The sequence below is a fragment of the Actinacidiphila guanduensis genome (assembly GCF_900103985.1).
Lineage (GTDB): Bacteria > Actinomycetota > Actinomycetes > Streptomycetales > Streptomycetaceae > Actinacidiphila > Actinacidiphila guanduensis.
In genome coordinates this window covers 598,343-622,102 of the sequence record NZ_FNIE01000004.1, presented here as the reverse complement: position 1 = coordinate 622,102, position 23,760 = coordinate 598,343, and the positions used below count along the sequence as shown (strand labels likewise).

Below are 23,760 nucleotides of genomic sequence, written 5' to 3'. Positions count from 1 at the left end.
CGCGCGGCACGCCCCGCGCGTTCGGCGGGGCGTGAGAAGGCCGCCCGCCCTGCGGCCGGCTACGCGTTTTCCGCCCTGTTCGTCGGCGAGGACGCGGCCATGGCCGCCTGGAGGTCCGCGGCCGCGCCGCGGGCGAAGGCGGTGGCGAAGTCCTCGTCGCCCAGCGCCGCGCGCGCGGTCTGCTCGCAGCGCTCCCGGACGGCGCGCAACTCCGGGGCGCCGCGCTGCGGGTGGCCGACGCTGCGCCAGTAGGCGCCGCCGGTGCCGTAGACCGACGCGGCGGCCTCCGCCCGGCCGTCGGCGGCGAGGGCCGCGGCCAGCAGGTCCAGGCCGAGCGCGATGCCGAAGGCGTCGCCCAGCAGCCGCTTGCTCTCCAGCATGGTGCGCGCGTACCCGATGGCCTCGGCGGGCGCCGAGGAGAAGAGCGCGACGACGGACAGCTGGTAGTCCAGATACGAGCGGGCCCACAACTCGCCCGCCCGCACGCACTGTTCCCGCAGGCGCAGGGCGCGGGTGCGGCCCCCCTCGAAGTCGCCGAGCGCGGTCAGCGACAGCACCTCCACCAGGCTGCAGCGCAGCCGGTCGGGGGAGTCGAAGGGCGAGCCGGGGGCGGCCGCGAGGGCGGCCCGCGCGGTGTCGACGGCCAGCTGCGCCTGCCCGGTGAGCATGCCGTGCAGCCCGGTCAGGCAGGCCGCGCCGATCCGGTCGTCGGGATCGCCGCTCGCCTCGGCCGCCGCCGCCACCTCGGCACCGACCTTGGCCGCGCCCGCGTGGTCGCCGTGCAGGGCGAGGGTGGCGCCGAGGCCGATGAGCGCGCGGGTGCGGGTGCCGTCCGGGACGGTGTGCCGGTCCAGGGCCCGCACCAGGTAGTCCCTGGCCTCCTTGAGATGGCCGCAGCAGGTCCAGAAGTAGACCAGCCGCCCGGCGAGTTCGGCGGCCCGGCGCGGATCGCGGTCGAGCCAGTGGTCCAGGGCCGCCCGCAGGTCGGTGTGGGCGTCCTCGACGGCGCGGTAGCCCTGCAGCTGGCCGGGACCCGCCCACGCCGCGTCCGCCCGGTGGGCCAGCGCGGCGAAGTGCTCGGCGTGCCGCTCCCGGGTGGCCGCCGTCTCGCCCAGCTCCCGCAGCCACGCGCCGCCGTACTCGCGGATGGTGTCGAGCATGCGGTAGCGCTCGGCCGCGGCGGTCCCGGTCCGGCGCAGCACCGACTGCGCGACCAGCCGCTCCAGCAGCGGCGCCACCTCCTCGGCGGCCAACGGGCCGCCCGCCGCGACCGCTTCGGCGGCCGGCAGGTCGAACGAGCCGCGGAAGACGCTGAGCCGCGCCCACAGCAGACGCTCCAGGGGCGCGCACAGCTCATGGCTCCAGCCGATCGTGGTGCGCAGCGCCTGGTGGCGGCGCGGCCAGACGAAGTCGGAGCGGGAGAGCACGTCGAAGCGCGAGTCCAGCCGCTCGGCGACCTCCGCCACCGGGGCGGGGCCGACCTGCGCCGCCGCCAGCTCGATGGCCAGCGGGATCCCCTCCAGGCGGCGGCAGATGGCTTCGGCGGCGGCCGCCGCGCCCGGCTCGGCCATGGGCCCGGGCCCGAGCCGGGCAGTGACGCGCGCGCCGAAGAGGGCGAGCGCGTCGGCGCCGCCGGCCGGCAGCGGGTCCACCTCCACGATCTCCTCCACGGTGTCGCCGAGCGGCCGCCGGCTGGTGGCGAGGACGGTCAGCCCCGGTGCGGAGGTGAGCAGTTCGCCCACCAGGTGGGCGCACTCCTCGACGACGTGCTCGCAGGAGTCCAGCACCAGCAGCAGCCGCTTGTCGGCCAGCCACTCGCACAGCGCCTCCACGGGCATCCGCGGGGAGTGGTCGGCGAGGTCGACGGCGTCGCTCACTGTGGGCAGCAGCAGATAGGAGCTGTCGAGCGTGGCGAGGTCGGCCCACCAGACCCCGTCGGGGAAGAGCGTGGCGGGGGGCGCGGCCGGGGCGCCGTCGAACCTTCGGGCCGGCAGCTCCTCGTCCAGCAGTTCGGCGTCCGCCAATTCGTCGTCCGGCAGTTCCTCGTCCGCGGCTCCCGCGCCCGCCGGTGCCTGCGTCCCGTCCGCCGGCTCCCCGCCCGAGGAGAACCGTTCCGGCGGTGCTCCGCCGGCCAGGGCCGCCGCGCGCTGCGCGAGGCGGGTCTTGCCGACGCCGCCGGGGCCGGTGAGGGTGACGAGCCGGTGGTGCTCCAAGGCGGCGCCCAGGCGCGCGAGTTCGGGCCCGCGACCGACGAAACTCGTGGTCTCGGGCGGGAGGTTGCCCTTCATGGGCACAGCCTGCCACCGTGCGACCACTCACGGAAGCCGTCATGCCCACTTTGTGATCACCGATCGTCCGCGCTGCACCACGCCCCGCGCACGCGGCCCGCGGCGTGCCTCGGGATGCGCGAAGAGAAAGGGCCCTTCCCCGGGGACATGTGCCGGGAAGGCCCCCTTGGCGTACCTGGAGAGCGGCGGCCTCAGCCGCGGGTGCCCCGGGACTGGAGCGAGGCCAGATAGGCGTTGTACGCCACCAGCTCCGCGTCGCCGTCGCGGTCGGCGGCCCGGTCCTTGCGGCGGGCCTGGCGCTGCTCGGAGGTGTACCACTGGAAGAGGAGCGCCACCAGGACGATCACCGAGGGCACCTCGCTGAACGCCCACGCGATGCCGCCGGCCGCCGTCTGGTCGCTGAGCGGGTCCACCCCGAGCGACGCCGCCGGGTGCTTGAACGTGCCGACCATCGGCTCGCTCGCCATCATCAGCGCGATGCCGAAGAAGGCGTGGAACGGCATCCCGGCGAACAGCTCCAGCATCCGCATCACATAGCCGGGCCGGTTCGGCCCCGGGTCCACGCCCATGATCGGCCAGAAAAAGATCAGGCCGACCGCGAGGAAGTGCACCATCATCGCGATGTGCCCGGCCTCGCTGCGCATCAGGCCGTCGAAGATCGGGGTGAAGTACAGCCCGTACAGGCTCGCCACGAACAGCGGGATGGTGAACGCCGGGTGGGTGATCACCTGCAGGTAGCGGCTGTGCAGCAGCTTCACCAGCAGCTCGCGCGGCCCGATCCGGCCCCGCCCGGCGGTCGGCAGGGCGCGCAGCGCCAGCGTCACCGGGGCGCCGAGCAGCAGCAGGATCGGCGAGACCATGCTGATGATCATGTGCTGCACCATGTGCACGCTGAACAGCACCATGCCGTAGTCGTTGAGCTTGGTGCACATCGTGACGCCGATGGTCACCACGCCGGCGGCGAAGGACACCGCGCGGCCGACCGGCCAGCGGTCGCCGCGCGACCACAGCCGCACCGCCCCCCAGCCGTAGAGGGCGAGCAGCACCACGCAGAGGACCAGGAAGAACGGGTCGCCGCCGAAGGCGAGGCCCCGGCCGAGGGTGAACGGCGGAAGGTCTGCGTCCATCCCCGGCATTCCGGGCATGGCGTACCCGCCGAATCCGCCCACATCCATCTGTCACTCCTTCGCCCGCCGCGGGGCCGTTGTCCCCGCACCAGACTAGAACCGCCCCCGTTCGGCGGACCGGGCGGGGGCGGGCAGGACGACCGGGCGCCGCTCGGGACCAGCCCGTTGCGGCCGGCTGCGGCCGCCTTCGAGGGGCGTCAGCCGCGCGGGCTCACAGCACGCACTCGGCCTCGGTGTAGCGCTCGGCCGGCACCGTCTTCAGCTGCTCGACCGCCTCGGCGAGCGGCACCAGCGAGATCTCGGTGCCGCGCAGGGCGGTCATCATGCCGAAGTGGCCGTTGTGCACGGCCTCCACCGCGTGCCAGCCGAAGCGGGTGGCGAGCACCCTGTCGTACGCGGTGGGGGTGCCGCCGCGCTGCACGTGACCGAGGATCACCGGGCGGGCCTCCTTGCCCAGCCGCTCCTCCAGCTCCATCGAGAGCTGGTTGGCGACGCCGGTGAACCGCTCGTGGCCGTAGATGTCCGTCTCGCCGGAGGTGAAGTCCATCGTGCCCGCCCGGGGCTTGGCCCCTTCGGAGACGACCACGATGGCGAACTTCTTGCCCGCCTCGAAGCGCTTGCCGACGACGTCGCTCAACTCCTGGACGTCGAAGGGGCGTTCGGGTACCAGGATGGCGTGCGCGCCGGCCGCCATGCCCGAGTGCAGCGCGATCCAGCCGGTGTGCCGGCCCATGACCTCCACGATCAGCACCCGCTGGTGCGACTCCGCGGTGGTCTTCAGCCGGTCCAGCGCCTCGGTGGCCACCGTGACCGCGGTGTCGAAGCCGAAGGTCACGTCGGTGGAGGCGATGTCGTTGTCGATCGTCTTCGGCACGCCGAGGATCGGCAGCCCGGCGTCCGACAGCAGCTTGGCGGCCTTCAGGGTGCCCTCGCCGCCGATCGGGATGATCGCGTCGAGGCCGAGGTCCTGCACATGGCCGCGGGCGCGCTCCACACCGCCGCGCAGATGCGCGGGCTGTACGCGGGAGGAGCCGAGGATGGTGCCGCCGCGGGCGAGGATGCCACCCACCGCGTCCAGGTCGAGCTTGCGGTAGTCGCATTCCAGCAGGCCCTTCCAGCCGTCGTGGAACCCGATCACCTCGTCGCCGTGGTCGACCACGGCGCGGTGCACGACGGACCGGATGACGGCGTTGAGTCCGGGGCAGTCGCCGCCGCTGGTCAGCACACCAATACGCATTGCTCTCGCTACTCCCGCAACTCAACCGGACGGCCGGACCCCTTCGTCCGGGTGGGCCGCGCCCCATGCTACCGAGACGGCCTCCGCGGCCTCCACGGAGACCGCTCTGCGGACGCCTGACCATTACCCGAACGGCAGGTGACGGCCGCACAGCGTGACGGCGGCCCCCACGCGTCCCCGGCGGCCCGACCTGCGGGGGACCGCCGGGAGCGGCGTATACGGGGGCGGCCGGAGGCGTGCCCCGGGGACGCGGGTGTCAGGCCGGCTGGCTCGCGGCGGCGATCCGCTCGGCCCGCAGCGCCTCGTACCACTGGTCGTCGACCGGCGGCAGCGCGTTGACGTCGAGGGCCAGCTTGATCAGCAGGTCGGCGATCTGCGGGTTGCGGGCCATGACGGGGCCGTGCATGTACGTGCCGAACACCGTCTCGTTGAAGGCGCCCTCGGTGCCGTCGCCGGTGCCGTTGCCCTTCCCGATTCGGGTACGGGCCAGCGGCCGCGCGCTCGGGCCCAGGTGCGTGACGCCCTGGTGGTTCTCGAACCCGGTCAGCGGCGGCAGGCCCAACTGCGGGTCGATGTCGGCCAGTACGTCGCCGACGCAGCGCTCGCCCTCGCCGCGCACGCTCACCACGTCCAGCAGGCCGAGGCCCGGCTCGGGGCGGCCCAGGTCGTTGACGAACTCGTGGCCCAGGATCTGGTAGCCGGCGCAGACCGAGAAGACGATGGCGCCGTTGGCCACCGCCCGCTCCAGGCCGCCGTCGCGGCGCAGCCGCTCGGCGGCCAGCCGCTGCGGGCGGTCCTCGCCGCCGCCGATCAGGTAGATGTCGCCCGACGTCGGGATCGCCTGGTCGGAGCGGACGTCCACCCGGCTGACCGGCACCCGGCGCTGCTGGGCCCGCCGCTCGACGACCAGCACGTTGCCCTGGTCGCCGTAGGTGCTGAGCAGGTCGGGGTAGACCCACACCAGACGCAGGCTGGAATCACTCATGCGTGCTTCTCCTCGGGTCCTCACGCGGTTCAGTTCCCCACCTTGCGGCGCAGGTCCTGGAAGGCCGTGTAGTTGGCGATGGCCTCGATCCGGCCGGGCGGGGCCGCGCCCACCGCCTCCTCCAGGTCCGCGCAGACCCGGAACCGCAGCCCGGCCACCTCCAGCCGCACCGCCAGGTCCAGCTTGCGGTCGCCGAGCACGAGGATCGGGTGGCCGGCCAGCCGGGTGTAGTCCACGTCCCACAGCCAGGAGGTGTCGGTGCCGTCGGCGCCGCGGGCGTTGACCGACAGGATCACCGGGGTGGGCGGGCCGTCGATGAGCGAGAAGGTCTCCAGCCAGCCCGCGGGGTTCTTCGCCAGCAGCAGCCGCAGTTCGCGCTGCCGGTAGGAGACCACGTCGTAGCGGCCGGCCACGGCCTGCACCTTGTACATCCGCTCCAGCGCGACCTTCGGGTCGATGCCGAAGGCCGCGGCGGCCACCGCGGTGGACATCGCGGCGTTGGACTTGTTGGCGCGGCCCGGCAGTTGGAGCTGGATCGGCCAGGCGACCCCGTGCGGGTCGATGACGTGGTCGCCGTGCAGGGCCCAGGTGGGCGTCGGGCGGCGGAAGCCGCACTCGCCGCAGTACCAGTCGTCCGAGGGGCGCTGCAGCACGCCGCCGCAGGACGGGCAGGACCAGGCGTCGTCCTTCCACGACTGGCCGCCGGCCACCCACACCACGGTGGGGCTGGAGGAGGCGGCCCAGGTGATCAGCGGGTCGTCGGCGTTCGCGATGATGATCGCGTCCGAACCGGCGAGGCCCTCGCGCCACTTCTCGGCGAGCATCCGCGTCTCGGCGGCGCGGTCCAGCTGGTCGCGGGAGAGGTTGAGCAGGGCGATCGCCTTGGGGGAGACGTCGCGGGCGACACCGGCCAGGTACTTCTCGTCCACCTCGATCACGCCGTAGCGCGCGTCGGAGCCGCCGGCCAGGGCGGAGGTGATGCCGGCCGGCATGTTGGCGCCCAGCGCGTTGGAGACGACCGGGCCGCCGGCCCGCAGCGCCTCGGCGAGCAGCCGGGTGGTGGTGGTCTTGCCGTTGGTGGCCGAGACGAGCACCACGTCGAGGTGGTGGGCCAACCGGGCGAGCAGGTCGGGGTCGAACCTGAGGGCGACCTTGCCGCCGATCACCGAACCGCTGCCCTTGCCCGCCGCCCGCGACACCGCCGCGGCGGCCTTGCCGGCCGTCACGGCCAGTTTGGCCCGCGGCGACAGCGGCTCCGAGTTGCCTGCCATCGTCTGTGCTCCTCCTCGACTTCGTCGCTGCTCAGCCTATCGACTCCGTCGGGTGCGGGGGCGGCTCCCCGCCGTGAGGGTTCGCCTCCGCCTCCGGCCGCAGGCCCGGGGTCCTTCTGCGGCTCCACGCCGCTGGGGTTCCTCTTGCGTTCCGGCCGCAGGCCGGGGGGCTTGTACGGCTCCCGCCGTCGGGGTTCTCCTCGTTTCCGGCCGCAGGCCGGCCGGTAGGGCGCCCTTCTACTGGGGGGCGGTGCGGTCGGGGGCGGTGGAGAGGCGGCCCCAGAGGAGGTCGGCGAGGGTGCGGACCAACTCGTCGCGGGGGCAGGGGCGTTCGCCGAGCCACCAGTCACCCGCCGCGTACATCATGCCGACGATGCCGTGGCCCCAGACGCGGGCGACGGTGCCGGCGTCGGGCCCGAGGTCGAGCTGCTCGGCGACGACGTCGCCGAGTTCCTCGCCCATGCGGCGCAGCAGCGGCACCTGGTGGCGGCCGAGGTCGAACCCCTTCTCGCCGTCGCCCGTCGGGGCTTCGGCCGGGTGCATCAGGAAGCGGTAGACCTGCGGGTTGCTCTCGATCGCGGACAGGTAGGCGTGCAGGGTGGCCTCGACCCGGTCCCGGCGGTCGCCGGGGGAGTCCAGGGCCGCGCGCAGGGTGGCGAGCAGCGCGTCGGTGTGCCGCTTGGCCAGCGCCCGGTAGAGCCCGGACTTGTCGCCGAAGTGCCGGTAGAGGATCGGCTTGGTGATGCCCGCCTCGGCCGCGATCGCGTTCATCGACGCCTCGGGCCCGTCCCGCAGCACGACCCGCTCGGCGGCCTCCAGGAGTTCGGTCCGCCGCCGCTCCGTGGCCGTCCGCTGGTCCTGCCGATGCCCGGTCTCCACCGCGCGCCTCCCGGTCTCTGCCTCGCCCCTGATCGGCTGCCGGTCCCGCAGCCGCGGCGGCACGCATATGCGCTCCGCCGTTGCCCCCGGCCGCAACGTAACACCTCACGAGCTCCGGGGGCGGCCCCGCCCGGGGCGGGCGGGGGCGGGTTGACATGCCCTACCCTCCGGTAACAGACTGCGGTTACCGCTAGTAACGTACGTGGAGGGGACGATGGGCGACTTCACGCTCGAACTCAACGACGAGCAGCAGTCGGTGCGCGAGTGGATCCACGGCTTCGCGGCCGACGTGATGCGCCCGGCCGCCGCGGAGTGGGACGAGCGCGAGGAGACACCCTGGCCGATCATCCAGGAGGCCGCCAAGATCGGCCTGTACTCCCTGGACTTCTACGCCCAGCAGTTCTTCGACCCCACCGGCCTGGGCATCCCCATGACGATGGAGGAGCTGTTCTGGGGCGACGCCGGCATCGCGCTGTCCATCGTCGGCACCGGCCTGGCCGCCGTCGGCGTGCTCGCCAACGGCACCGAGGAGCAGATCGGCACCTGGGTGCCGCAGATGTACGGTGACGCCGACGACGTGAAGGTCGCCGCCTTCTGCTCCTCCGAGCCCGACGCCGGCTCCGACGTCGGCTCGATGCGCACCCGCGCGGTCTACGACCAGGCCAAAGACGAGTGGGTGCTCAACGGCACCAAGACCTGGGCCACCAACGGCGGCATCGCCAACGTCCACGTGGTCGTCGCCGTGGTCGACCCCGACCTCGGCACCCGCGGCCACGCCTCCTTCATCGTGCCGCCGGGCACCGCGGGCCTCTCCCAGGGCCAGAAGTTCAAGAAGCACGGCATCCGCGCGTCGCACACCGCCGAAGTGGTGCTGGAGGACGTGCGCGTGCCCGGGCACTGCCTGCTCGGCGGCAAGGAGAAGCTGGACGAGCGGCTGGCCAGGGCCCGCGAGCGGGCCAAGTCGGCCGAAGGGGGCGAGAGGGTCAAGAACGCGGCGATGGCGACCTTCGAGGCGTCCCGCCCGGCGGTCGGCGCCATGGCCGTCGGCACCGCGCGGGCGGCCTACGAGTACGCCCTGGAGTACGCCAAGGGCCGCGAGCAGTTCGGCCGCCCGATCATCGACAACCAGGGCGTGGCCTTCCAACTGGCCGACATGCGCACGCAGATCGACGCTGCCCGGCTGCTGGTGTGGCGCGCCTCGTGGATGGCGACCGCCGGCCGCCCGTTCACCTCGGCCGAGGGCTCGATGTCCAAGCTGTTCGCCAGCGAGACCGCCAAGAAGGTCACCGCGCAGGCCATCCAGATCCTGGGCGGCAACGGCTACACCCGCGAGTACCCGGTCGAGCGGATGCACCGCGACAGCGCGATCTACACCATCTTCGAGGGCACCAGCGAGATCCAGCGGCTGGTCATCGCCCGTACCCTGTCCGGGCTGCCGATCCGCTGAGGCGGCACCGGCGGCCGCCGGAACGCGAGGGACGCCGCAGGAAGCGCGGGCACCAGCCCCGCGCTTCCTGCGGCGTCCCTTGTGCTGCGTGGGGGGCTGTGTGCTGCCCGCGCGCGCCGGTTCAGTCGTTGTCGCGGTAGCCGCGCAGCAGGAACCAGCCGAGGAACGCGGCGCCGACCACCGAGATCACGATGAGGCTGCGCATCACCGGGCCGGGGCCCGACGACTGGCTGACGGCCAGCGTCGTCAGCGCGTGGTGGATCTGCATGGCAACTCCTTATGCTCGACGCCCCAGCGTAGCCCCGCATCCGCCGCGCCCCGCGGCAGGGCCCCGGCTGCCCACGCGGGCGGCGCGGGAGTGACCGCGGACACGTCACCTCCTGTCCCCAACCCCTCACACCCGGCGGCCTTGGTCTGGTTCAATGGGGTCCATGGCCAGCACTACTGACACCGGGACAGGTCGCAACGACCTCGAGCCCTTCTGGCCGTCCCGGCAGGAGCACCACTTCGACCTCTGGTGTTGCCGCGCGATCCCCGCGCGGAACCGCACCTGCCGCTGATCCCTGCCGCACCGCCGCCCGACCGGCGGTGCCCACCCCAGGAGCAGGCACAGCGTTCCGGTCCGCGCACCACGGCGTCCACCGACCCCATCGCGCGAAAGAGCCGAAGCCATGTCGAACGTCTCTCCCGTTTCCCCTGTCCAGCCCCTGCCCGCGTCCGCCACCGCCCGCCAGCGGCTGCGTGCCGTGGGACCCGACGAGGTCCCGCCCGCACCGGACTTCCTGCCGCCCGGCGCCACCTGGCTGCCCGCCCCCGGACACGTGCTGCCCGCGGCACCCGGCGGCGCCCCGATGGTCGGCTACCTGGTCCTGGTGCCCGCCGACCAGGTCGAGCCGCCGATCACCGCCGAGCCCGAGCCCGCACCGCAGGCCGGTGAGGGCCCCCGGCTGCGGATCGACGGCGACCGCCGCACCGCCGTGGTCGACGGGCGCGCCCTGGACCTGACGTACCTGGAGTTCGAGCTGCTGGCCCACCTGGTCGCCCACCCGCACCGGGTGCACTCGCGCGACCAGCTCGTCACCACCGTCTGGGGCTACGGCCATGTCGGCGACGGCCGCACCGTGGACGTCCACATCGCCCGGCTGCGCCGCAAGCTGGGCGCCGAGCACCGCGCCAGCATCGTTACCGTCCGCCGGGTCGGCTACAAGTACGTCCCCGCCGCCGCCCTCGGCTGAGACCGGCGCCGGCCCGTCGGGGGCCCGTCGGGTCCGCGCCCGATCCGCTACGGCACCACCGTGACCGGCCAGCGGCCCGCCTTGACCAGGCGGACGGCGACGGACCCGACCAGCCGGTGCCCGGCCCGCTCCGAGGCGCCGACCACCACCGCGTCCGCGGTCAGCTGGTCGGCGGCCATCGCCAGGCCGTTGTACGGGTCGCCGCGGAAGGTGTGGAACTCCCAGCGGACCTGGAAGGCGTCCGACACCCGCCGCACCGACTCGCGGATCTCGGCGAGCAGCTGCTGGGCGACGCCGGTCTCCGCCTCGGAGACCGGCACCCCGAGGGCGGCGCCGCCGGCCATGAAAGGCTGCACGTAGACCAGGGCGAGCAGCGCGTTCTGCCGGCGGGCGAGCCCGCTGGCGTAGGCGGCCGCGCGCCACGAGGACTCCGAGCCGTCCAGCCCGGCGACGATCACTTTCGGTCCGTCGGTGCCGCGTTCGAACCGGGCCGGCAACTTCTGCTCTTCCACCTGGTCAGGCTATCGGCCCCGGACCCCTCCTGATCACCCCCGTGCGGGCGCCTGACTCACTCCAATGGCCGTATTGCCACGACATGTGACCTTTTGCGGGGCACGCTGTGGAAGAGGAGTGAAGCAGGCGGCCCCGCCCGGCCGGCGCACGCACCGTCGATTCGGTTCGCGCCCGCGCAGGCGGCTCGCCCACGCCGCTACCGGGGAGGTTTGTGATGCCGAGCGTGTCAACGAACGTGTTCGTGCGGCGGTCGCCGGCGGAGGTCTTCGACTTCCTCGCCGATGCCCGCAACCTCGCCCTCTGGAGCTCGGGGGTGGCCTCGGTCGATCCCGCGCAGGTGTGTCCGGGCCATGGCGCCGTCTACCGCTACCGCTTCCCCGGCCGGCGCCGGCCGCACCTGCTGGTGTGCGCCGAGTACGACCCCGCCCGCCGGATAGCATTCCGCGGCCGCCGGATGTGGAGCCCGCTGGGCACCCAGGTCCCGCTCTACTCCTTCGATCTGCTGCCGCACGCCGACGGCACCCTGGTGCGGCTGTCGGTGACCAGCACCCTCACCGCCGCGCTCCTCCTGCTCGCCCCGCTGGTGGCCATGGCCTGGCGCCGTGACCTGCCGGCCGACAGCCTGAAGCTGCGCGAACTGCTCGGCGACCCGGTCGCGCCGCCCACCGCGGCCACCGCCCCCGCAGCCCCCACGGCGCCCGCCCCGGCGGGAGAGCCCGAACCCCCCGTCCCGAGCGCGACCGCCATGCGCACGGCCCCGGCCCCGCACGGCTTCGACTACGCTCATTGAGTGTTAAACTAAGTTTCGCGAGAGGGTGCTTGCGCGCCCGCCTCCCGATGACCGCCCCGGCCTGGTCCCCCCGTCCCGGCCGGGGCTTCCTCATGTCCGGACCTGTTCCGGGGCCGCTCCGGGGGCCGGCACCGCCACCAGCGCCGTGAACGCCTCGGCCACGAGCAGCAGCCACTCCAGCTCCGCGTCGATCGTGCCGGGCGGCGCCGACGACGGGCCGGGGCCCACCGCCCCGCCCGCGAGGCGCCCCGAATCCACCGCGGCCGTCCCGGAGGCCCCGGCCGCCACCGGCGCTCGCACCCCCGCCCGCCGCGCCTCCAGGCCCGCCGCCAGCGAGGCGGCCTCCAGCAGCGCCGCCGAGGGCGGCTGCGAAGCCGCCTGCGGGCGGTGCTCCGCCAGCCACGCCGAGGCGTCGGCCGGGCAGTAGGGCCGCAGCGACAACCGCCCGTCGTGGATCTCGATCACCCGCCGGTAGAGCGCGAACCGCAACCGGCGCGGCCCCGGCAGCCACCCCGGCCGCCCGCGCCGGCCCGGCGTCAGCGCGATCCCCGGGTGCGCCTCGTACAGCGCCGACCACAGGGGCTCCAGCGTCCGGTAGGCCCGCAGGGCGCGCAGCGTGCGGGCCGGCACCTCCAGCGCGCGCCCCCACACCGCCGCGGTCGCCCCGCCCACCGCGAGCAGCGCGCAGGCCGCCGCGAGCAGTGCGGAGACCAGGTCCTCGGCGCTGTCCTGGCGGCCGTGCCGCAGCACGTCCACCACGTCGGGGAGCAGCCACAGCGTCCACACCACGGCGAGCGCGCCCGCGGCGGTCATCAGTCGCAGCCCCGTCCGCAGCGGGCTCGGCCCGATCCGGCGCGCGTGCCGGGCCACCAGCGTGCCGAAGAGCACCAGGCAGCGCACGGAATGGAAGACGAAGAGCAGGTCGTAGCCGGCCAGCAGGCACCGGCTCGGCACCGGCAGCGGGCCCGGGCCACGGGCGGCCGGCACCGCGGCGGTGAAGAGGACGGCCATCGCCGCGATCACCGCCAGCGCCTGGCGGCCGAACCGGCGGCCCGTGCCGTGCCCGGGGTCCTCCAGCTCCCGGGCGAACATGGCCAGCGAGGTCAGCCCCGCCAGCTTCAGCTCCGCGCCCGCCAGTACGGCCGCGTGCCGCAGCGGGCTCCAGCCGCCCAGCGCGGCCATGCTCGCCGGCGCGAGGACCGCGAGCGCCAGGCCGGTGCACACCGCGAACCAGCAGATCCAGCGCAGCGCGGGGTCGCGGGCGCGGCCGGTGTCGACCGCGAGGCGGTAGGGGGCGAAGCAGATCAGCAGGGCCGCCGCGGTGTAGGTGCCGGCGTCAGCCACGCCCGCGGCCCCACGGCACCCCGAACACCGAGCCCAGCCGCCGCTGCTGGCCCTCCGCCAGCGGCGGCGCCGCCGTGTCGCACGCGGCCCGCGTGCAGATCAGCGAGGCCAGCAACTCCGCCTCGTGCTCCTGCGGTTCGGAGTAGACGGTCCGGCCCAGCACCCGGCCGACCAGCGCGTCCGGCAGGTGGGGCAGCAGCGCGGCCGGGGAGGAGGCCGGCTGGCGGTCGTGGCCGCAGACCAGGTGCGCGGCCTCGTGCAGCAGGATGTGCCGGCGGTGCAGCGGGCTGGTGCCGCCGGCGTACAGGATGCAGTCGGCCTCGCCGGTGACCACCAGCAGGCCGCAGGGCAGGCCGGGCCGCTCGGGGACCGCGATCAGCTCGATCGGCCGCCCCCGCCGCTCGGCGAGCCGCCGGATCAGGGCCACCTCGTCGAAGGGCACGGGGAGGTCGGTGCCGCCCATGGCCCGGCGGTACTTCTCCCACAGCTCCCGGCGGGCCGAGTGCAGCAGCCGCACCTCTCCTCACCCCCATGCCTTGGCGCCCGGCCCAGCGGCGCCGCGAATCCGCCCATGCCCGATCGCAACGCTCCTCAGGGGGAGTTGCGGTCGGCCTCCCGCTTGGCGATCAGGTCGATCATGTCGCTGATCGTCCCCATCCCCTCCGGCGAGAGGTTGACCGCCCGCAGCGCCACGCTGCGCACGCCCGCGTCCCGCAGCGCCCCCAGCAGCTCCAACTCGGCGGAGATACGGGCACCTTGCTCGTCGTCGAAGAAGTACGCCACCGGTATCCGGAAGAACCCGGCGAGGGCTTCCAGGTGCCGCTTGGTCGGGTTGTCCCGGCGGCCGGTCCGCAACTGCCACAGATAGGTCGCCGAGAAGCTCTCGCCGGTGGCCTCCCGGCAGGCGCGGGCGACCTCCTCGTGCGTGTAGGGCTCGCGGTCGGGCCGGCGCACCACGCGGAACAGCGCGTCGATCTTCTCGGCCAGCGTCGCCGCCGTGCCGCCGCCCTCGCCCATGCCCGCCCCTCCGCCCGACCGGGCCCACATCCTAGCGGGGCAAGGGGGGTTGGAGGTGGACGGGGAACGAGAGGACGGCGCGGGAGAGGACGGATGCGGCGGGTCGGGGGACGCGGGCGCGGGGCAGGGGGACGGACCGGGAACGGCGGTGAGCACGGAACGCAGGTGCGGCGCTTGCGGGAGCGGGATCAGTAGCGCAGGACGGCGGCGATGTGGCCGGAGTCGGCCAGGCCCCCGTCCGGGACGAAGCGGACCTCGGCTCCGGTGTCCAGTGCCTGCTCGGCGATCTCGTCCACGATGTCGTCTCGGGCGCCGCGTTCCTCGGCGGAGGCGGGCACCAGGTGCTCGCCGTCGTCGCGGACCGTCGTGCGATAGCCGTCCTCGATCGCCACCAGCGCGACCCGGCCCTCGGTCACCGACTGCCACACCTCGTCCACGCCACCGGCGAACGCCTTGCGGCCCCTGGCCCGGTCCAGGTCGTCCAGCACCGCGGCCACCGCCGCCTCGTCCCGCTTGCGGTCCGCCTCGCGCACCGCCCTGCCCAGTGCCTCGGCCGGGCCCTCGGCCAGCCCGCCCTGGGGGATCCGGTCGACCGCCTCGCCGACCACCGGCCCCACCTCGTCGAGCGCGCTGAGCGCCTCCGTCTCGCCGACGACGTAGAGCGGCCGCGGGTCGGCGGCCAGTACCGCGCCGGTGGCCTCGGTGACCTCGCGCAGGAAGGTACGGGTGTCCTCGTCGTTGTAGATGCTCGGGGTGTCGCCGATCCGCTCCTGCCGCTCGGGGTCGAAGTCGATCTGCGGCCGGCGCACCGGGAAGAGGCCCGCGCCGTCCGCCCGCTCCAGGTTCTGCCGGCGGCTGCCGGACCACAGCGTGGCCACGTCGGCGGAGAAGGCCAGCACCCAGAACGGCTGGTTGGCGGCGTAGGCGGCCACCAGGTTGCGGGTCAGGAAGGTCTGCGCCAGCAGCACCCGCTCGGGCACCGAGCGGCCGAGCGACCACACCTGGTGCTCGCCGGGCGCCGCGAAGATCGCCAGGCCGTCCTCGGCGTGCACCAGGTCCACCTCGCCGAGCGCCTGGTCGAGCTGCCCGATGACGTCGATCCGGTCGCCCCGGGTGACCTCCGGGTCGTTGTGCACGGCGTTCTTGGCCTCCTCCAGGAGGTTGCGCAGCCGCACGGAGTCCTGGGCGTTGTCCGGCTCGCGCCGGTGCGTGGGCAGCAGCACCGACACGGCGGGGTACTTGCGGGGGCGGCGCAGGTCGGCGAGGGCGGCAGGGGTCAGCGGCTGGTGCATGGAAGGCATGGAACGACCTTTCCGGCGGGGCCCCCGATGTCTGTTTCCTGCTCTTTCCTGGATATATCAATCGGGCGGCATCCGCAGCCGCAGCCCGTGCCGGAGCGGGCTCAGGGCCGTCCGGCGGCCACGTCGGACGGGCTGTCCGCGGCCGGGGCGACGAGCGGGAAGTGGCACGCCGCGGTGTGGCCGGGGCCGAAGGAGCGCAGGGCGGGCTCCTCGCGGGCGCAGCGCTCCTGGGCCAGCGGGCAGCGGGTGCGGAAGCGGCAGCCCGACGGTGGCGCCGCCGGGTCGGGCAGCTCGCCGCCGATACCGGCGCCGCGCTTGGCGCGCTCCTGCGCCGGGTCGGGCACCGGCACGGCCGCCAGCAGGCCCGCGGTGTAGGGATGGGCGGGCCGCCGGTGCACCTCCGCCGCGGTGCCGACCTCGACCAGGCGGCCCAGGTACATCACCCCGATCCGGTCGGCCAGGTGCCGCACGACGGCCAGGTCGTGCGAGATGACGACGTAGGACAGCCCGTGCGCGGCCTGCAGCCGCTTCATCAGGTTGAGCACCTGGGCGCGCACCGAGACGTCCAGCGCGGAGACCGGCTCGTCGGCGACGATCACCTTCGGGGTCAGCGCCAGCGCGCGGGCCAGGCCCACCCGCTGCCGCTGGCCGCCGGAGAACTCGTGCGGGAACAGGTCGAGCCCCCGCTCGGGCAGCCCCACCTCGGCCATCAGCTCCGCGACGCGGGCGCGCTGCTCGCGCGCGGTGCCGATGCCCTGGATCCGCAGCGGCTCGCGCAGCACCGCGGAGACGCGCATCCGCGGGTCGAGCGAGGAGAAGGGGTCCTGGAAGACCATCTGCAGGTCGCGTCTGCGCCGCCGCAGCTCGCCGCCGCGCAGGGTGCCGATGTCGGTGCCCTCCAGCGTGACGGCCCCGGCGTCGGGGCGGTCCAGGCCGACCAGCAGCCGGCCCAGTGTGGTCTTGCCGCAGCCGGACTCGCCGACCAGACCGAAGGTCTCGCCGCGGGCCAGCGTGAAGGACACGTCCGAGACGGCGTGCACGACCCGCCGGTCCCGCCCCGGCAGCCAGGACCCGCGCAGCGGGTACTCCCGGACGAGCCCGCGCGCCTCCAGCAGCGGCGCCGCGGCGGCCGCCGGCTCCGGGGCGCGCGGCCGGACGACCGTGCCGGCGGCGGCCGGGCCCTCGGCGAGGCCGGTGGTGGCGGCAGCGCCCTCGCCGCCACCCGTGGCGGCGCCCGCGACCGCGTCCGCCACCTTTCCGCCGATCTCAGCGGGGGCGGGGCCGTCCACCGGGTGCCAGCAGGCGAAGCGGTGCTCGGCGGTGCCGTCCAGCTGCGGCTCCTCGGCCCGGCAGCGGGCCGTGGCGTACGGGCAGCGGTCGGCGAAGCGGCAGCCGGTCGGCGGGTCGGCGAGGTCGGGTGGCAGGCCCGGGATGGTGGGCAGCAGCAGGGCCGGGTCCTGGGTCAGGCGCGGCACCGAGGCGAGCAGCCGCTGGGTGTAGGGGTGGCGCATACGTGAGAAGAGCCGGTCGGTGCCGGTGCTCTCGGCGATGCGCCCGGCGTACATCACGTTGACCCGGTCGGTGTTGCCAGCCGTGACGCCCATGTCGTGGGTGATGAGGATCATCGCCATGCCCAGGCGCGCCCGCAGGTCGGCGAGCAGGGCGAGGATCTGCGCCTGGATGGTGACGTCGAGCGCGGTGGTCGGCTCGTCGGCGATGAGCACCCGCGGCTCGTTGGCCAGCGCCATGGCGATCAGGGCGCGCTGGCGCTGGCCGCCGGAGAGCTGGTGCGGGTAGTCCGAGAGGCGCCGGCGCGGCTGCGGCAGCCCGACCAGGCCCAGCACCTCCACGGCCCGCTCCCTGGCCGCGGCCCGGGAGACGCCGCGGTGCAGCAGCACCGGCTCGGCGACCTGGTGGCCGATGGTCTTGGTGGGGTCGAGCGAGGTCATCGGGTCCTGGAAGACCATCGCGATGTCGTTGCCGCGCACCGTGCGCAGTTCGCGGTCGGGCAGTCCCACCAGCTCGCGCCCGTCCAGCCGCACCGAGGAGCCCTCCACGAGGGTGCCGCCCGGCGGCAGCAGGCCCAGCAGCGACAGCCCCGTCATGGACTTGCCGCACCCCGACTCGCCGACCAGGCCGAGCGTCTCGCCCGCCTCCAGGGTGAAGGAGACGTCCTGGACGGCCCGTACGGTGCCGCGGCCGGTCCTGATGTGCGTGGTGAGGTTGCGTACGTCGAGCAGGGGAGGCATGCCTGGTCCTCGGGTCGTGGCCGCCGGCTGCACGGGGGGTGCTGCGCGGGTGCGGGCGGGGTCAGGTGCGCTGGAGGCGTACGTCCAGGGCGTCGTGGAGGGCGTCGCCGAGCAGGTTGAACGCCACCACGGTCGCGATGAGGATCACCGCCGGCGGGTACACCAGCCACCAGGAGCCGTCGTAGAGGAAGTCCAGGCCGCCGGTGAGCATGGTGCCCCAGTCGGCGTGCGGGGGCGGCAGGCCGAGGCCGAGGAAGCTCAGGGTGGAGAGCATCAGGATCGAGTCGGCGACGGTGAAGGTGGCGCTGACGATGACGACGCCCGCCGCGTTCGGCACCAGGTGGCGCAGCACGACCCGCGGTCCGGTGCCGCCCATCATCCGCGCGGCCTGCACGAACTCCCGTGTGCGCAGGGTCAGCACCTCGCCGCGGACCAGCCGGGCCGGGCTCAGCCAGGACAGCAGCGAGAGCAGCAGCACGATGCCCGGCAGGGTCGGGGTGAACATGCTGACCATGATCAGCAGCAGCACCAGGCCGGGGACGGCGAGGAAGGTGTCGACCGCGCGCATCATCAGCGCGTCGGCGATTCCGCCGAGGTAGCCGGCGAAGGCCCCGTACAGGGTGCCGAACACCGTGGTGGCCACCGCGACGGCCAGGCCGAGCTCCAGCGAGGAGCGCCCGCCGGCCATCAACCGGCCCAGCACGTCGTACCCGTTGGCGTCGGTGCCCAGCGGGTGGCCGCCGCCCGGGGGCAGCTGGGCCAGGTCGAGGTGCACGGTGACCTGGTCGGTGCGGTAGAGGAGCGGGCCGGCGAAACAGAACAGGGCGATCAGGGCGATCAGCACCAGTCCGGCCAGCGCGCGGCGGTTCCCGGCGAGCGCGGCGGCCCAGGGCCGGCGGGCGGCGGGGGCCGTCAGGGGCCCGGCCTCGGCGGGCCGGCCGGGTACGGGCGGGCCGGCCGCGACCGGTCCCGGGTCAGCCGCGGTCATAGCGGATCCGTGGGTCGAGGAGGGTGTAGGCGATGTCGGCGAGCAGGCTGCCGAGGACGGTGGCCACGCCGACCACCAGCGTCGAGGCGAGCAGGATCGGGTAGTCCTTGCTGGTGGCCGCCTGATAGAACAGCAGCCCCATACCGGGGTAGTTGAAGACCGACTCGGCGATCACCGCGCCGGTGACGATGGCCGGCGCGGCCAGGCCGAGGACGGTGATCACCGGCAGCAGGGCGTTGCGCAGCACGTGCCGCCGGAGCACCAAGTGCTCCGGCAGCCCCTTCGCGCGGGCCACCAGCACGTGGTCCTGGGCGAGGACGCCGATCGCCGAGGAGCGCATGTAGCGGCTGAAGCTCGCCAGGCTCACCAGCGCGAGCGTGACCACCGGCAGCACCAGGGCCTTCGGGTCGGCCAGGACACCGCCGACGGACTGCGCCTGCGGGGCCTGGGAGGGCAGCAGGTGCAGCTGGACGGAGAAGAGCGCCACCAGCAGCAGCCCGAAGAAGAAGTCCGGCATCGAGTACAGCACGAAGGACAGCACGGTCAGCATGTGGTCGCCGGCGCGGCCGCGGCGCACCGCCTGGTAGACGCCCATTGGCAGCGCCACCAGCAGGGCCAGCAGCGTGGACAGGCCCAGCAGCACCGCGTCCCTGGGCAGCCGCTGCGCGATGAGCGTGGAGACCGGCTCGTGCAGGGAGTACGAGGTGCCGAAGTTGCCCTCCGCGGCCTGCTTGACGAAGGTCGCGAACTGCGCCGCCAACGGCCGGTTCAGGCCGTTGGCGGCGTTGAAGACCGCGATCCGCTCGGCGGTTGCCTTTGTGCCCAGCGTGGCGCGGGCGGCGCTGCCCGGCGCCAGGTGGATCAGCGCGAAGGTCAGCACCATCACGCCGATCACCACCACGATCGCCTGGCCGGTGCGGCGCAGCAGGTACGCGGTCATCGGGTGCCCGTCATGAGGTGTAGGACCAGTCCTCGTAGTTGAGGCCGCCGTTGAAGGGGTTCAGCGGCACCACGCCCTGCAGCTTGGATCGGTAGACCAGGATGCTGCTGCGCAACGGGATCCACAGCCACGGCAGTTGGCGGGCGGCGTAGTCCTCGTAGGCGAAGAACGCCTGCTTGTCCGAGCCGTATTCGGTGGCCTTGATCAGCTGGTCCATCTTCGGGTCGGAGTAGCCGCCGTAGTTGTTGGTGCCGCCGGTGTCGAAGAAGCCGGTGCCGTTGGGGTAGAGCGGGTACGGGTCGTAGCCGTAGCTCGCCAGCTGCCAACCGCAGCCGGAGGCGGGGTGCGAGGCCGCGGTGCAGGTGCCCAGCGTGCTGATGAGGGTGTTGAACGGCTCGGACTTCAGGTTCACCGTGATGCCCGCCTGCGCCTCGGAGGACTTGATGGCGGCGAACTGCTGGTCGGTGGTGGCCCGTCCGGAGGAGTACACCAGCTGGAAGGTGAGCGCCTGTCCCGCCTTGATACCCGCGCCGCACTGGGTGGGCCCGGTGCCCGGGCTTCGGCAGGTGGTCTTCCCGCTGGGCACGACCTTCCAGCCGTGCGCCCGCAGCAGCGAGGTGGCCTTGTCCGGCGCGTACGGGTAGGGGCCGCCGGACTTCTCCAGCGGGGTGGCCCAGGTGCCGGTCGCCTTCACCGGCACCGGCCCGTTGCCGGGGTCGGCGTAGCCGTTGTAGACCTTCGAGACCAGCTGCGGCCGGTCGATCAGGTACTCCAGTGCCTGGCGCACGTACAGCTGCCGCAGCAGCGGTCCGGCGGAGGCGTTGTAGAGGTTGGGGACGATCTCGGCCACGCCCGGGATGGGGACGCTGGCGATCGAGTAGCCGCTGGAGCGCAGCGCCTGGGCCTGCGCGATGTCGTTGAGCGGCAGGCCGGCCACGTCCAGCGAGCTGCCCGAGCGCAGCGCGTTGATCTCGGGGGTGTCGGTGGTGAAGGGGGTGACGACCAGCTTGTCGATGGCCGGCTTGGCGCCGGAGTAGTTCGGGTTGGGCACGTAGGAGTAGTAGCCGTTGCTGCGGAACTCCTTGAGCTGCCAGGGCCCGTCGACCACCTGCCACAGCGGGTTCGTGGCGAAGCCGCCGGTCTTGGCGCCCTCCTTCTGCAGGAAGGAGTAGACGGCCTTCGCGCCGGCTGCGGTGGTGTCGCTGTCGCCGACCGGGCCGCTGGCCGAGGTCTTGTCCCAGGCGTGCTGGGGCAGCAGCGGGATCGTGCTCAGCACGTCGTCGGTGTAGAAGTCGGGGTTGTAGGACCGGGTGAGGTCGAGGACGACGGTGTGGGCGTCGGGCGTGGCGACCTTGGCGACGTCCTCGGGGAACAGGCCCTGCAGATGGGCGTTCCAGTTCTTGTAGTTCGCCTTGAGCAGGTTGTAGACGAAGGTGAAGTCCCGGCTGGTGACGGGCTTTCCGTCCGACCAGTTCCACGGCTTGAGGTGGATGGTCACCTGCTTGTCGCCGTTCGCCCAGTCCAGCGAGCTGAACAGGCTGCGGTCCTTGTTCACCTGCGCCTGGGCGCCGTCGCCGGCGACGACCAGGAAGGGCCACAGGCCCTCGGTGAGGTTGACGTTGTAGCCGTTCTCGTTGGTCGCCGGGGCGAGCGGGAAGACGAAGTCGGGCCGGGCGGACACCTCGGCGACGGTGACCGTGCCGCCGCGCTTGACCGGTCCGTGCGAGGCTGTCGCGCTCTGGCCGTCGCTGATCGAGCGGTGGCTGCCGCCGCCGCCCGTGCAGGCCGTTGCCGCCAGCGCGAGCACCGCGGCCACCGCGACACTCCTGGCCTGTCCGAGCACACGCATGCGTGCCATCGCCCTCCCCACTCGTACCGCGGCGGCCCCGACCGGGCCGCCGTCACTGCTGGCAGGTGCACGACACATCTGGAACCACAGGGGTCTACCCGCACCCCGGCCCCGCCACGCCTCGCCCACGCCAACTGCCCGCGGCTCGCCGTGCGTTCGCGTCCTGGATCGAAAACCGGCCTGCCTCCGGCGTGATCGAGACCAGCATGCCCGCCGATTGTTGCGGCAGTGCTTCGGGAGTGTGGAGTGATCGCCGGGCCGGATGCGCGGGGTGCGGCTGCGGCGGTCCGGGGGACGCCCCGGGCGCGGGGAGGTGAAGGGAGACGGCGGGGGCGGCGGGAAGGGTGGGGCGGAACGGGACCGGAACCGGGGCGGACCAGGGCGGAGTCGTAGGAAGGCCGTGGGAGGGCCGGGGGAGAATCGACACGCACAGGGTGATGTGCGAAGCTGCCGGGCAGGTGGGGGGCTCGGCCGGGCCGCGTGATGCCCGGCGCCCCGGGGTCCCGGGGCGGGCCGCGGGAACAGCACAGGAACGGTTCGGCAAACCGGTGCGCCCCCGGGAGGCGGGAAACCGCCAGGACGGCCTGGGAAGGGGCGTTTTCGTGGGGGCGCGGGAGCCGGCCGACCGGCACGCACAGGCGGCACGCGACGGGCAGCGCGCGGGACAGGCGGCGCTCGCCGTCCTCGTCGTCGCCGGACTCGCCGCCACCGCCCTGCTGCTGCGACCGGACGCGGACGCCCTCGTCCGCGGCAGGGGCCCGATCGGCCGGAACGGCGGCATCGTCGTACTCCTCGCCCTGGCCTGGGTGTGTGCCGCCCTCGTCGTCGGCAGCCGCTACCGCGACCGCGTCACCCCACCCGACCTGCACGCGGGCGCCGCCGCCCACCGCCTCGCCGACGTCGTCCGCCGCACCCTCTTCCTCGCTCCTCTCGTCGTGCCCGTCCTGCTGCTGGTGCTGCACCGCTTCTCGCCCGCCCCCGCGGACCACCGCACCGGCACCCGGCCCGCCGTGCCCCAACTCACCTGGTCCCAGGCGCCGCCACCGCCCACGCACTCGGCCGAGCCGACGCACAGCGGCGTCCACCTGCCCGGCTGGCTGCTGACCGCGCTCAGCGTCATCGGCATCGTGATCGCCCTGGCGGTGGTCGTCTTCGCCGCCTGGTACCTGTGGCGGCTGCTGCGCCGCCCCGCACCCGAGGAGTACGCGGCCACCTTCAGCGCCACCGACGACGACCGCGAGGTCCTCGCCCAGGCCGTCGCCGACGGCCGCCGCGCCCTGCTCGACGGCGACGACGCCCGCACCGCCGTGATCGCCTGCTACGTCGCCATGGAGCAGGCGCTCGCCGCGTCCGGCATCGCCCGGCTCGCCTCCGACAGCCCCACCGACCTGCTCGAACGCGCCACCTCCGGCGGCCTGTCGGGCGGCCCCGCCCGTGCGGCGGCCACCGAGCTGACCTTGCTGTTCCGCGAGGCCCGCTACTCCACCCACCCCATGGACGGCGGCCACCGCGACCGCGCGGCCGCGGCCCTGGCGGCCATCGCCGCCGCACTCGACGACCGCGCGGCCACCGCGGAGGCCGCCTCGTGAGCGGCGCTGGGAGCCGCCGGCCCGCACCGGGCGCGCGGGCCGCGGAAGCCGGCGACGGGAAGGCCACCGCCGCCGAGGGGACCTCCGCCGCCCGCCGCTCGCTCACCCTGCTGCTGCTCCTCGCCGTCGCCGCCAACGCGCTCGTCGCCCTGGCCGACGGGACCCGCGCGGCCGGCGTCTCACTCGTCCTCACCGTCGTCGCCGCCCTGGCCGCGGCCCGCTACGTCCTGGGCGCCGACGCGCAGGACAGCGGCCTCCGCTCCTCGGTGCGGCTGCTGGGCAGCAGGGCGCCCGCGCTGGGGGAGTGGCAGCGCATCGTGGAGCGCAGCCTGGGCCACGAGGGGGCCGTGCACTTCGCCACCACGCTGCGCCCGCAGCTGCAACGGCTGTTCGCCGCACGCCTGGCGGAGCGGCACGGCACCGACCTCCACCGCGACCCGCAGCGCGCCCGCACCCTGGTCGGCGCCGACCTGTGGCCCTGGCTCGACCCCGAGGCCGCGCCGCCGCAACCCGTGCCGCCCGAGCCCGTCCTGGCCGCGCTCCTGGACCGCCTCGATGCGCTGTGAGCCCGCACCGCGGCCCCGGGGTATCGCGCTGCCGCGCTGCCAAAAGCCGTACGAAGCCGTACGAAGCTACCCGACACCGTGTGAAGCCCTGCGCCCCCTACGAAGCCGCGCCGTACGAAGCCGACACGTCCGAGAAGTGAGGCCC

The 23,760-nt window shown here is 74.2% G+C and carries 21 protein-coding genes; 5 read left to right on the top strand and 16 right to left on the bottom strand.

The features are described from left to right. Positions 1-59: 59 nt before the first annotated feature. From BLR33_RS11615 to BLR33_RS11590, 6 genes are all read right to left on the bottom strand, one after another. Complete coding sequence (locus tag BLR33_RS11615) at positions 60-2,288, bottom strand: hypothetical protein (RefSeq protein WP_093784253.1); 2,229 nt, start codon at positions 2,286-2,288, stop codon at positions 60-62. Between the two features lie 191 nt (positions 2,289-2,479). Further along, positions 2,480-3,463: a cytochrome c oxidase assembly protein gene (locus BLR33_RS11610; protein WP_093784252.1), complete on the bottom strand. Its 984-nt coding sequence runs from the start codon at positions 3,461-3,463 to the stop codon at positions 2,480-2,482. Between the two features lie 163 nt (positions 3,464-3,626). Continuing rightward, positions 3,627-4,652, bottom strand: coding sequence for a 6-phosphofructokinase (locus tag BLR33_RS11605; protein WP_093784251.1), 1,026 nt, complete (start codon positions 4,650-4,652; stop codon positions 3,627-3,629). Between the two features lie 256 nt (positions 4,653-4,908). Then, a complete protein-coding gene (locus BLR33_RS11600) occupies positions 4,909-5,637 on the bottom strand; it encodes a type 1 glutamine amidotransferase (RefSeq protein WP_093784250.1) in 729 nt (242 codons plus the stop codon). Between the two features lie 29 nt (positions 5,638-5,666). Continuing rightward, positions 5,667-6,908 (bottom strand): Mur ligase family protein, encoded by a 1,242-nt coding sequence (locus tag BLR33_RS11595; RefSeq protein WP_093784249.1) that lies wholly within the window; start codon positions 6,906-6,908, stop codon positions 5,667-5,669. Between the two features lie 237 nt (positions 6,909-7,145). Further along, the gene (locus BLR33_RS11590; RefSeq protein ID WP_093784248.1) at positions 7,146-7,787 is read right to left on the bottom strand and encodes a TetR family transcriptional regulator; all 642 of its coding nucleotides are present in this window, start codon (positions 7,785-7,787) and stop codon (positions 7,146-7,148) included. Between the two features lie 214 nt (positions 7,788-8,001). Between BLR33_RS11590 and BLR33_RS11585 the strand changes: the two genes are divergently transcribed. After that, positions 8,002-9,234, top strand: a complete 1,233-nt coding sequence (locus BLR33_RS11585) for an acyl-CoA dehydrogenase family protein (protein WP_093784247.1) — start codon at positions 8,002-8,004, stop codon at positions 9,232-9,234. Between the two features lie 121 nt (positions 9,235-9,355). Here BLR33_RS11585 and BLR33_RS35160 read toward each other — a convergent pair whose 3' ends face one another. Further along, on the bottom strand, positions 9,356-9,502 hold the full coding sequence (locus tag BLR33_RS35160; protein ID WP_176930199.1) for a hypothetical protein: 147 nt from the start codon (positions 9,500-9,502) through the stop codon (positions 9,356-9,358). Positions 9,503-9,905: 403 nt separating this feature from the next. Between BLR33_RS35160 and BLR33_RS11580 the strand changes: the two genes are divergently transcribed. After that, the gene (locus tag BLR33_RS11580) at positions 9,906-10,469 is read left to right on the top strand and encodes a winged helix-turn-helix domain-containing protein (RefSeq protein WP_093784246.1); all 564 of its coding nucleotides are present in this window, start codon (positions 9,906-9,908) and stop codon (positions 10,467-10,469) included. 47 nt (positions 10,470-10,516) lie between these two features. Here the strand turns inward: BLR33_RS11580 and BLR33_RS11575 are convergent, their stop codons facing one another. Beyond that, the gene (locus tag BLR33_RS11575) at positions 10,517-10,981 is read right to left on the bottom strand and encodes a universal stress protein (RefSeq protein ID WP_093784245.1); all 465 of its coding nucleotides are present in this window, start codon (positions 10,979-10,981) and stop codon (positions 10,517-10,519) included. Between the two features lie 224 nt (positions 10,982-11,205). Here BLR33_RS11575 and BLR33_RS11570 point away from each other — a divergent pair, with 224 nt between their 5' ends. Further along, a complete protein-coding gene (locus BLR33_RS11570; protein ID WP_176930227.1) occupies positions 11,206-11,772 on the top strand; it encodes an SRPBCC family protein in 567 nt (188 codons plus the stop codon). 90 nt (positions 11,773-11,862) lie between these two features. Here BLR33_RS11570 and BLR33_RS35155 read toward each other — a convergent pair whose 3' ends face one another. The 8 genes from BLR33_RS35155 to BLR33_RS11530 all read right to left on the bottom strand — a co-directional run bounded on the left by BLR33_RS35155 (position 11,863) and on the right by BLR33_RS11530 (position 21,469). Continuing rightward, complete coding sequence (locus BLR33_RS35155; RefSeq protein ID WP_093784243.1) at positions 11,863-13,116, bottom strand: MAB_1171c family putative transporter; 1,254 nt, start codon at positions 13,114-13,116, stop codon at positions 11,863-11,865. Then, a complete protein-coding gene (locus BLR33_RS11560) occupies positions 13,109-13,633 on the bottom strand; it encodes a ParH-like protein (RefSeq protein WP_107408873.1) in 525 nt (174 codons plus the stop codon). The genes BLR33_RS35155 and BLR33_RS11560 overlap by 8 nt, the downstream gene beginning before the upstream one ends. Before the next feature lie 74 nt (positions 13,634-13,707). Continuing rightward, a complete protein-coding gene (locus tag BLR33_RS11555; RefSeq protein ID WP_093784242.1) occupies positions 13,708-14,133 on the bottom strand; it encodes a transcriptional regulator in 426 nt (141 codons plus the stop codon). Positions 14,134-14,321: 188 nt separating this feature from the next. Further along, a complete protein-coding gene (locus BLR33_RS11550; RefSeq protein ID WP_093784241.1) occupies positions 14,322-15,425 on the bottom strand; it encodes a baeRF3 domain-containing protein in 1,104 nt (367 codons plus the stop codon). Between the two features lie 110 nt (positions 15,426-15,535). Beyond that, positions 15,536-17,683 carry a dipeptide ABC transporter ATP-binding protein gene (locus BLR33_RS11545; RefSeq protein WP_093784240.1) on the bottom strand — a complete coding sequence of 716 codons (2,148 nt, stop codon included), beginning with the start codon at positions 17,681-17,683 and terminating at the stop codon, positions 15,536-15,538. Between the two features lie 61 nt (positions 17,684-17,744). Beyond that, positions 17,745-18,671, bottom strand: a complete 927-nt coding sequence (locus BLR33_RS11540) for an ABC transporter permease (protein WP_093784239.1) — start codon at positions 18,669-18,671, stop codon at positions 17,745-17,747. Beyond that, positions 18,658-19,611 (bottom strand): ABC transporter permease, encoded by a 954-nt coding sequence (locus BLR33_RS11535; protein ID WP_093784238.1) that lies wholly within the window; start codon positions 19,609-19,611, stop codon positions 18,658-18,660. The genes BLR33_RS11540 and BLR33_RS11535 overlap by 14 nt, the downstream gene beginning before the upstream one ends. A gap of 10 nt (positions 19,612-19,621) precedes the next feature. After that, positions 19,622-21,469, bottom strand: a complete 1,848-nt coding sequence (locus BLR33_RS11530; protein WP_176930226.1) for a peptide ABC transporter substrate-binding protein — start codon at positions 21,467-21,469, stop codon at positions 19,622-19,624. 593 nt (positions 21,470-22,062) lie between these two features. Here BLR33_RS11530 and BLR33_RS11525 point away from each other — a divergent pair. Both BLR33_RS11525 and BLR33_RS11520 read left to right on the top strand, forming a co-directional pair. Next, on the top strand, positions 22,063-23,049 hold the full coding sequence (locus BLR33_RS11525) for a DUF4129 domain-containing protein (protein ID WP_245771339.1): 987 nt from the start codon (positions 22,063-22,065) through the stop codon (positions 23,047-23,049). Further along, positions 23,046-23,615: a hypothetical protein gene (locus BLR33_RS11520; protein ID WP_176930225.1), complete on the top strand. Its 570-nt coding sequence runs from the start codon at positions 23,046-23,048 to the stop codon at positions 23,613-23,615. The genes BLR33_RS11525 and BLR33_RS11520 overlap by 4 nt, the downstream gene beginning before the upstream one ends. The last annotated feature ends 145 nt before the right edge of the window (positions 23,616-23,760 follow it).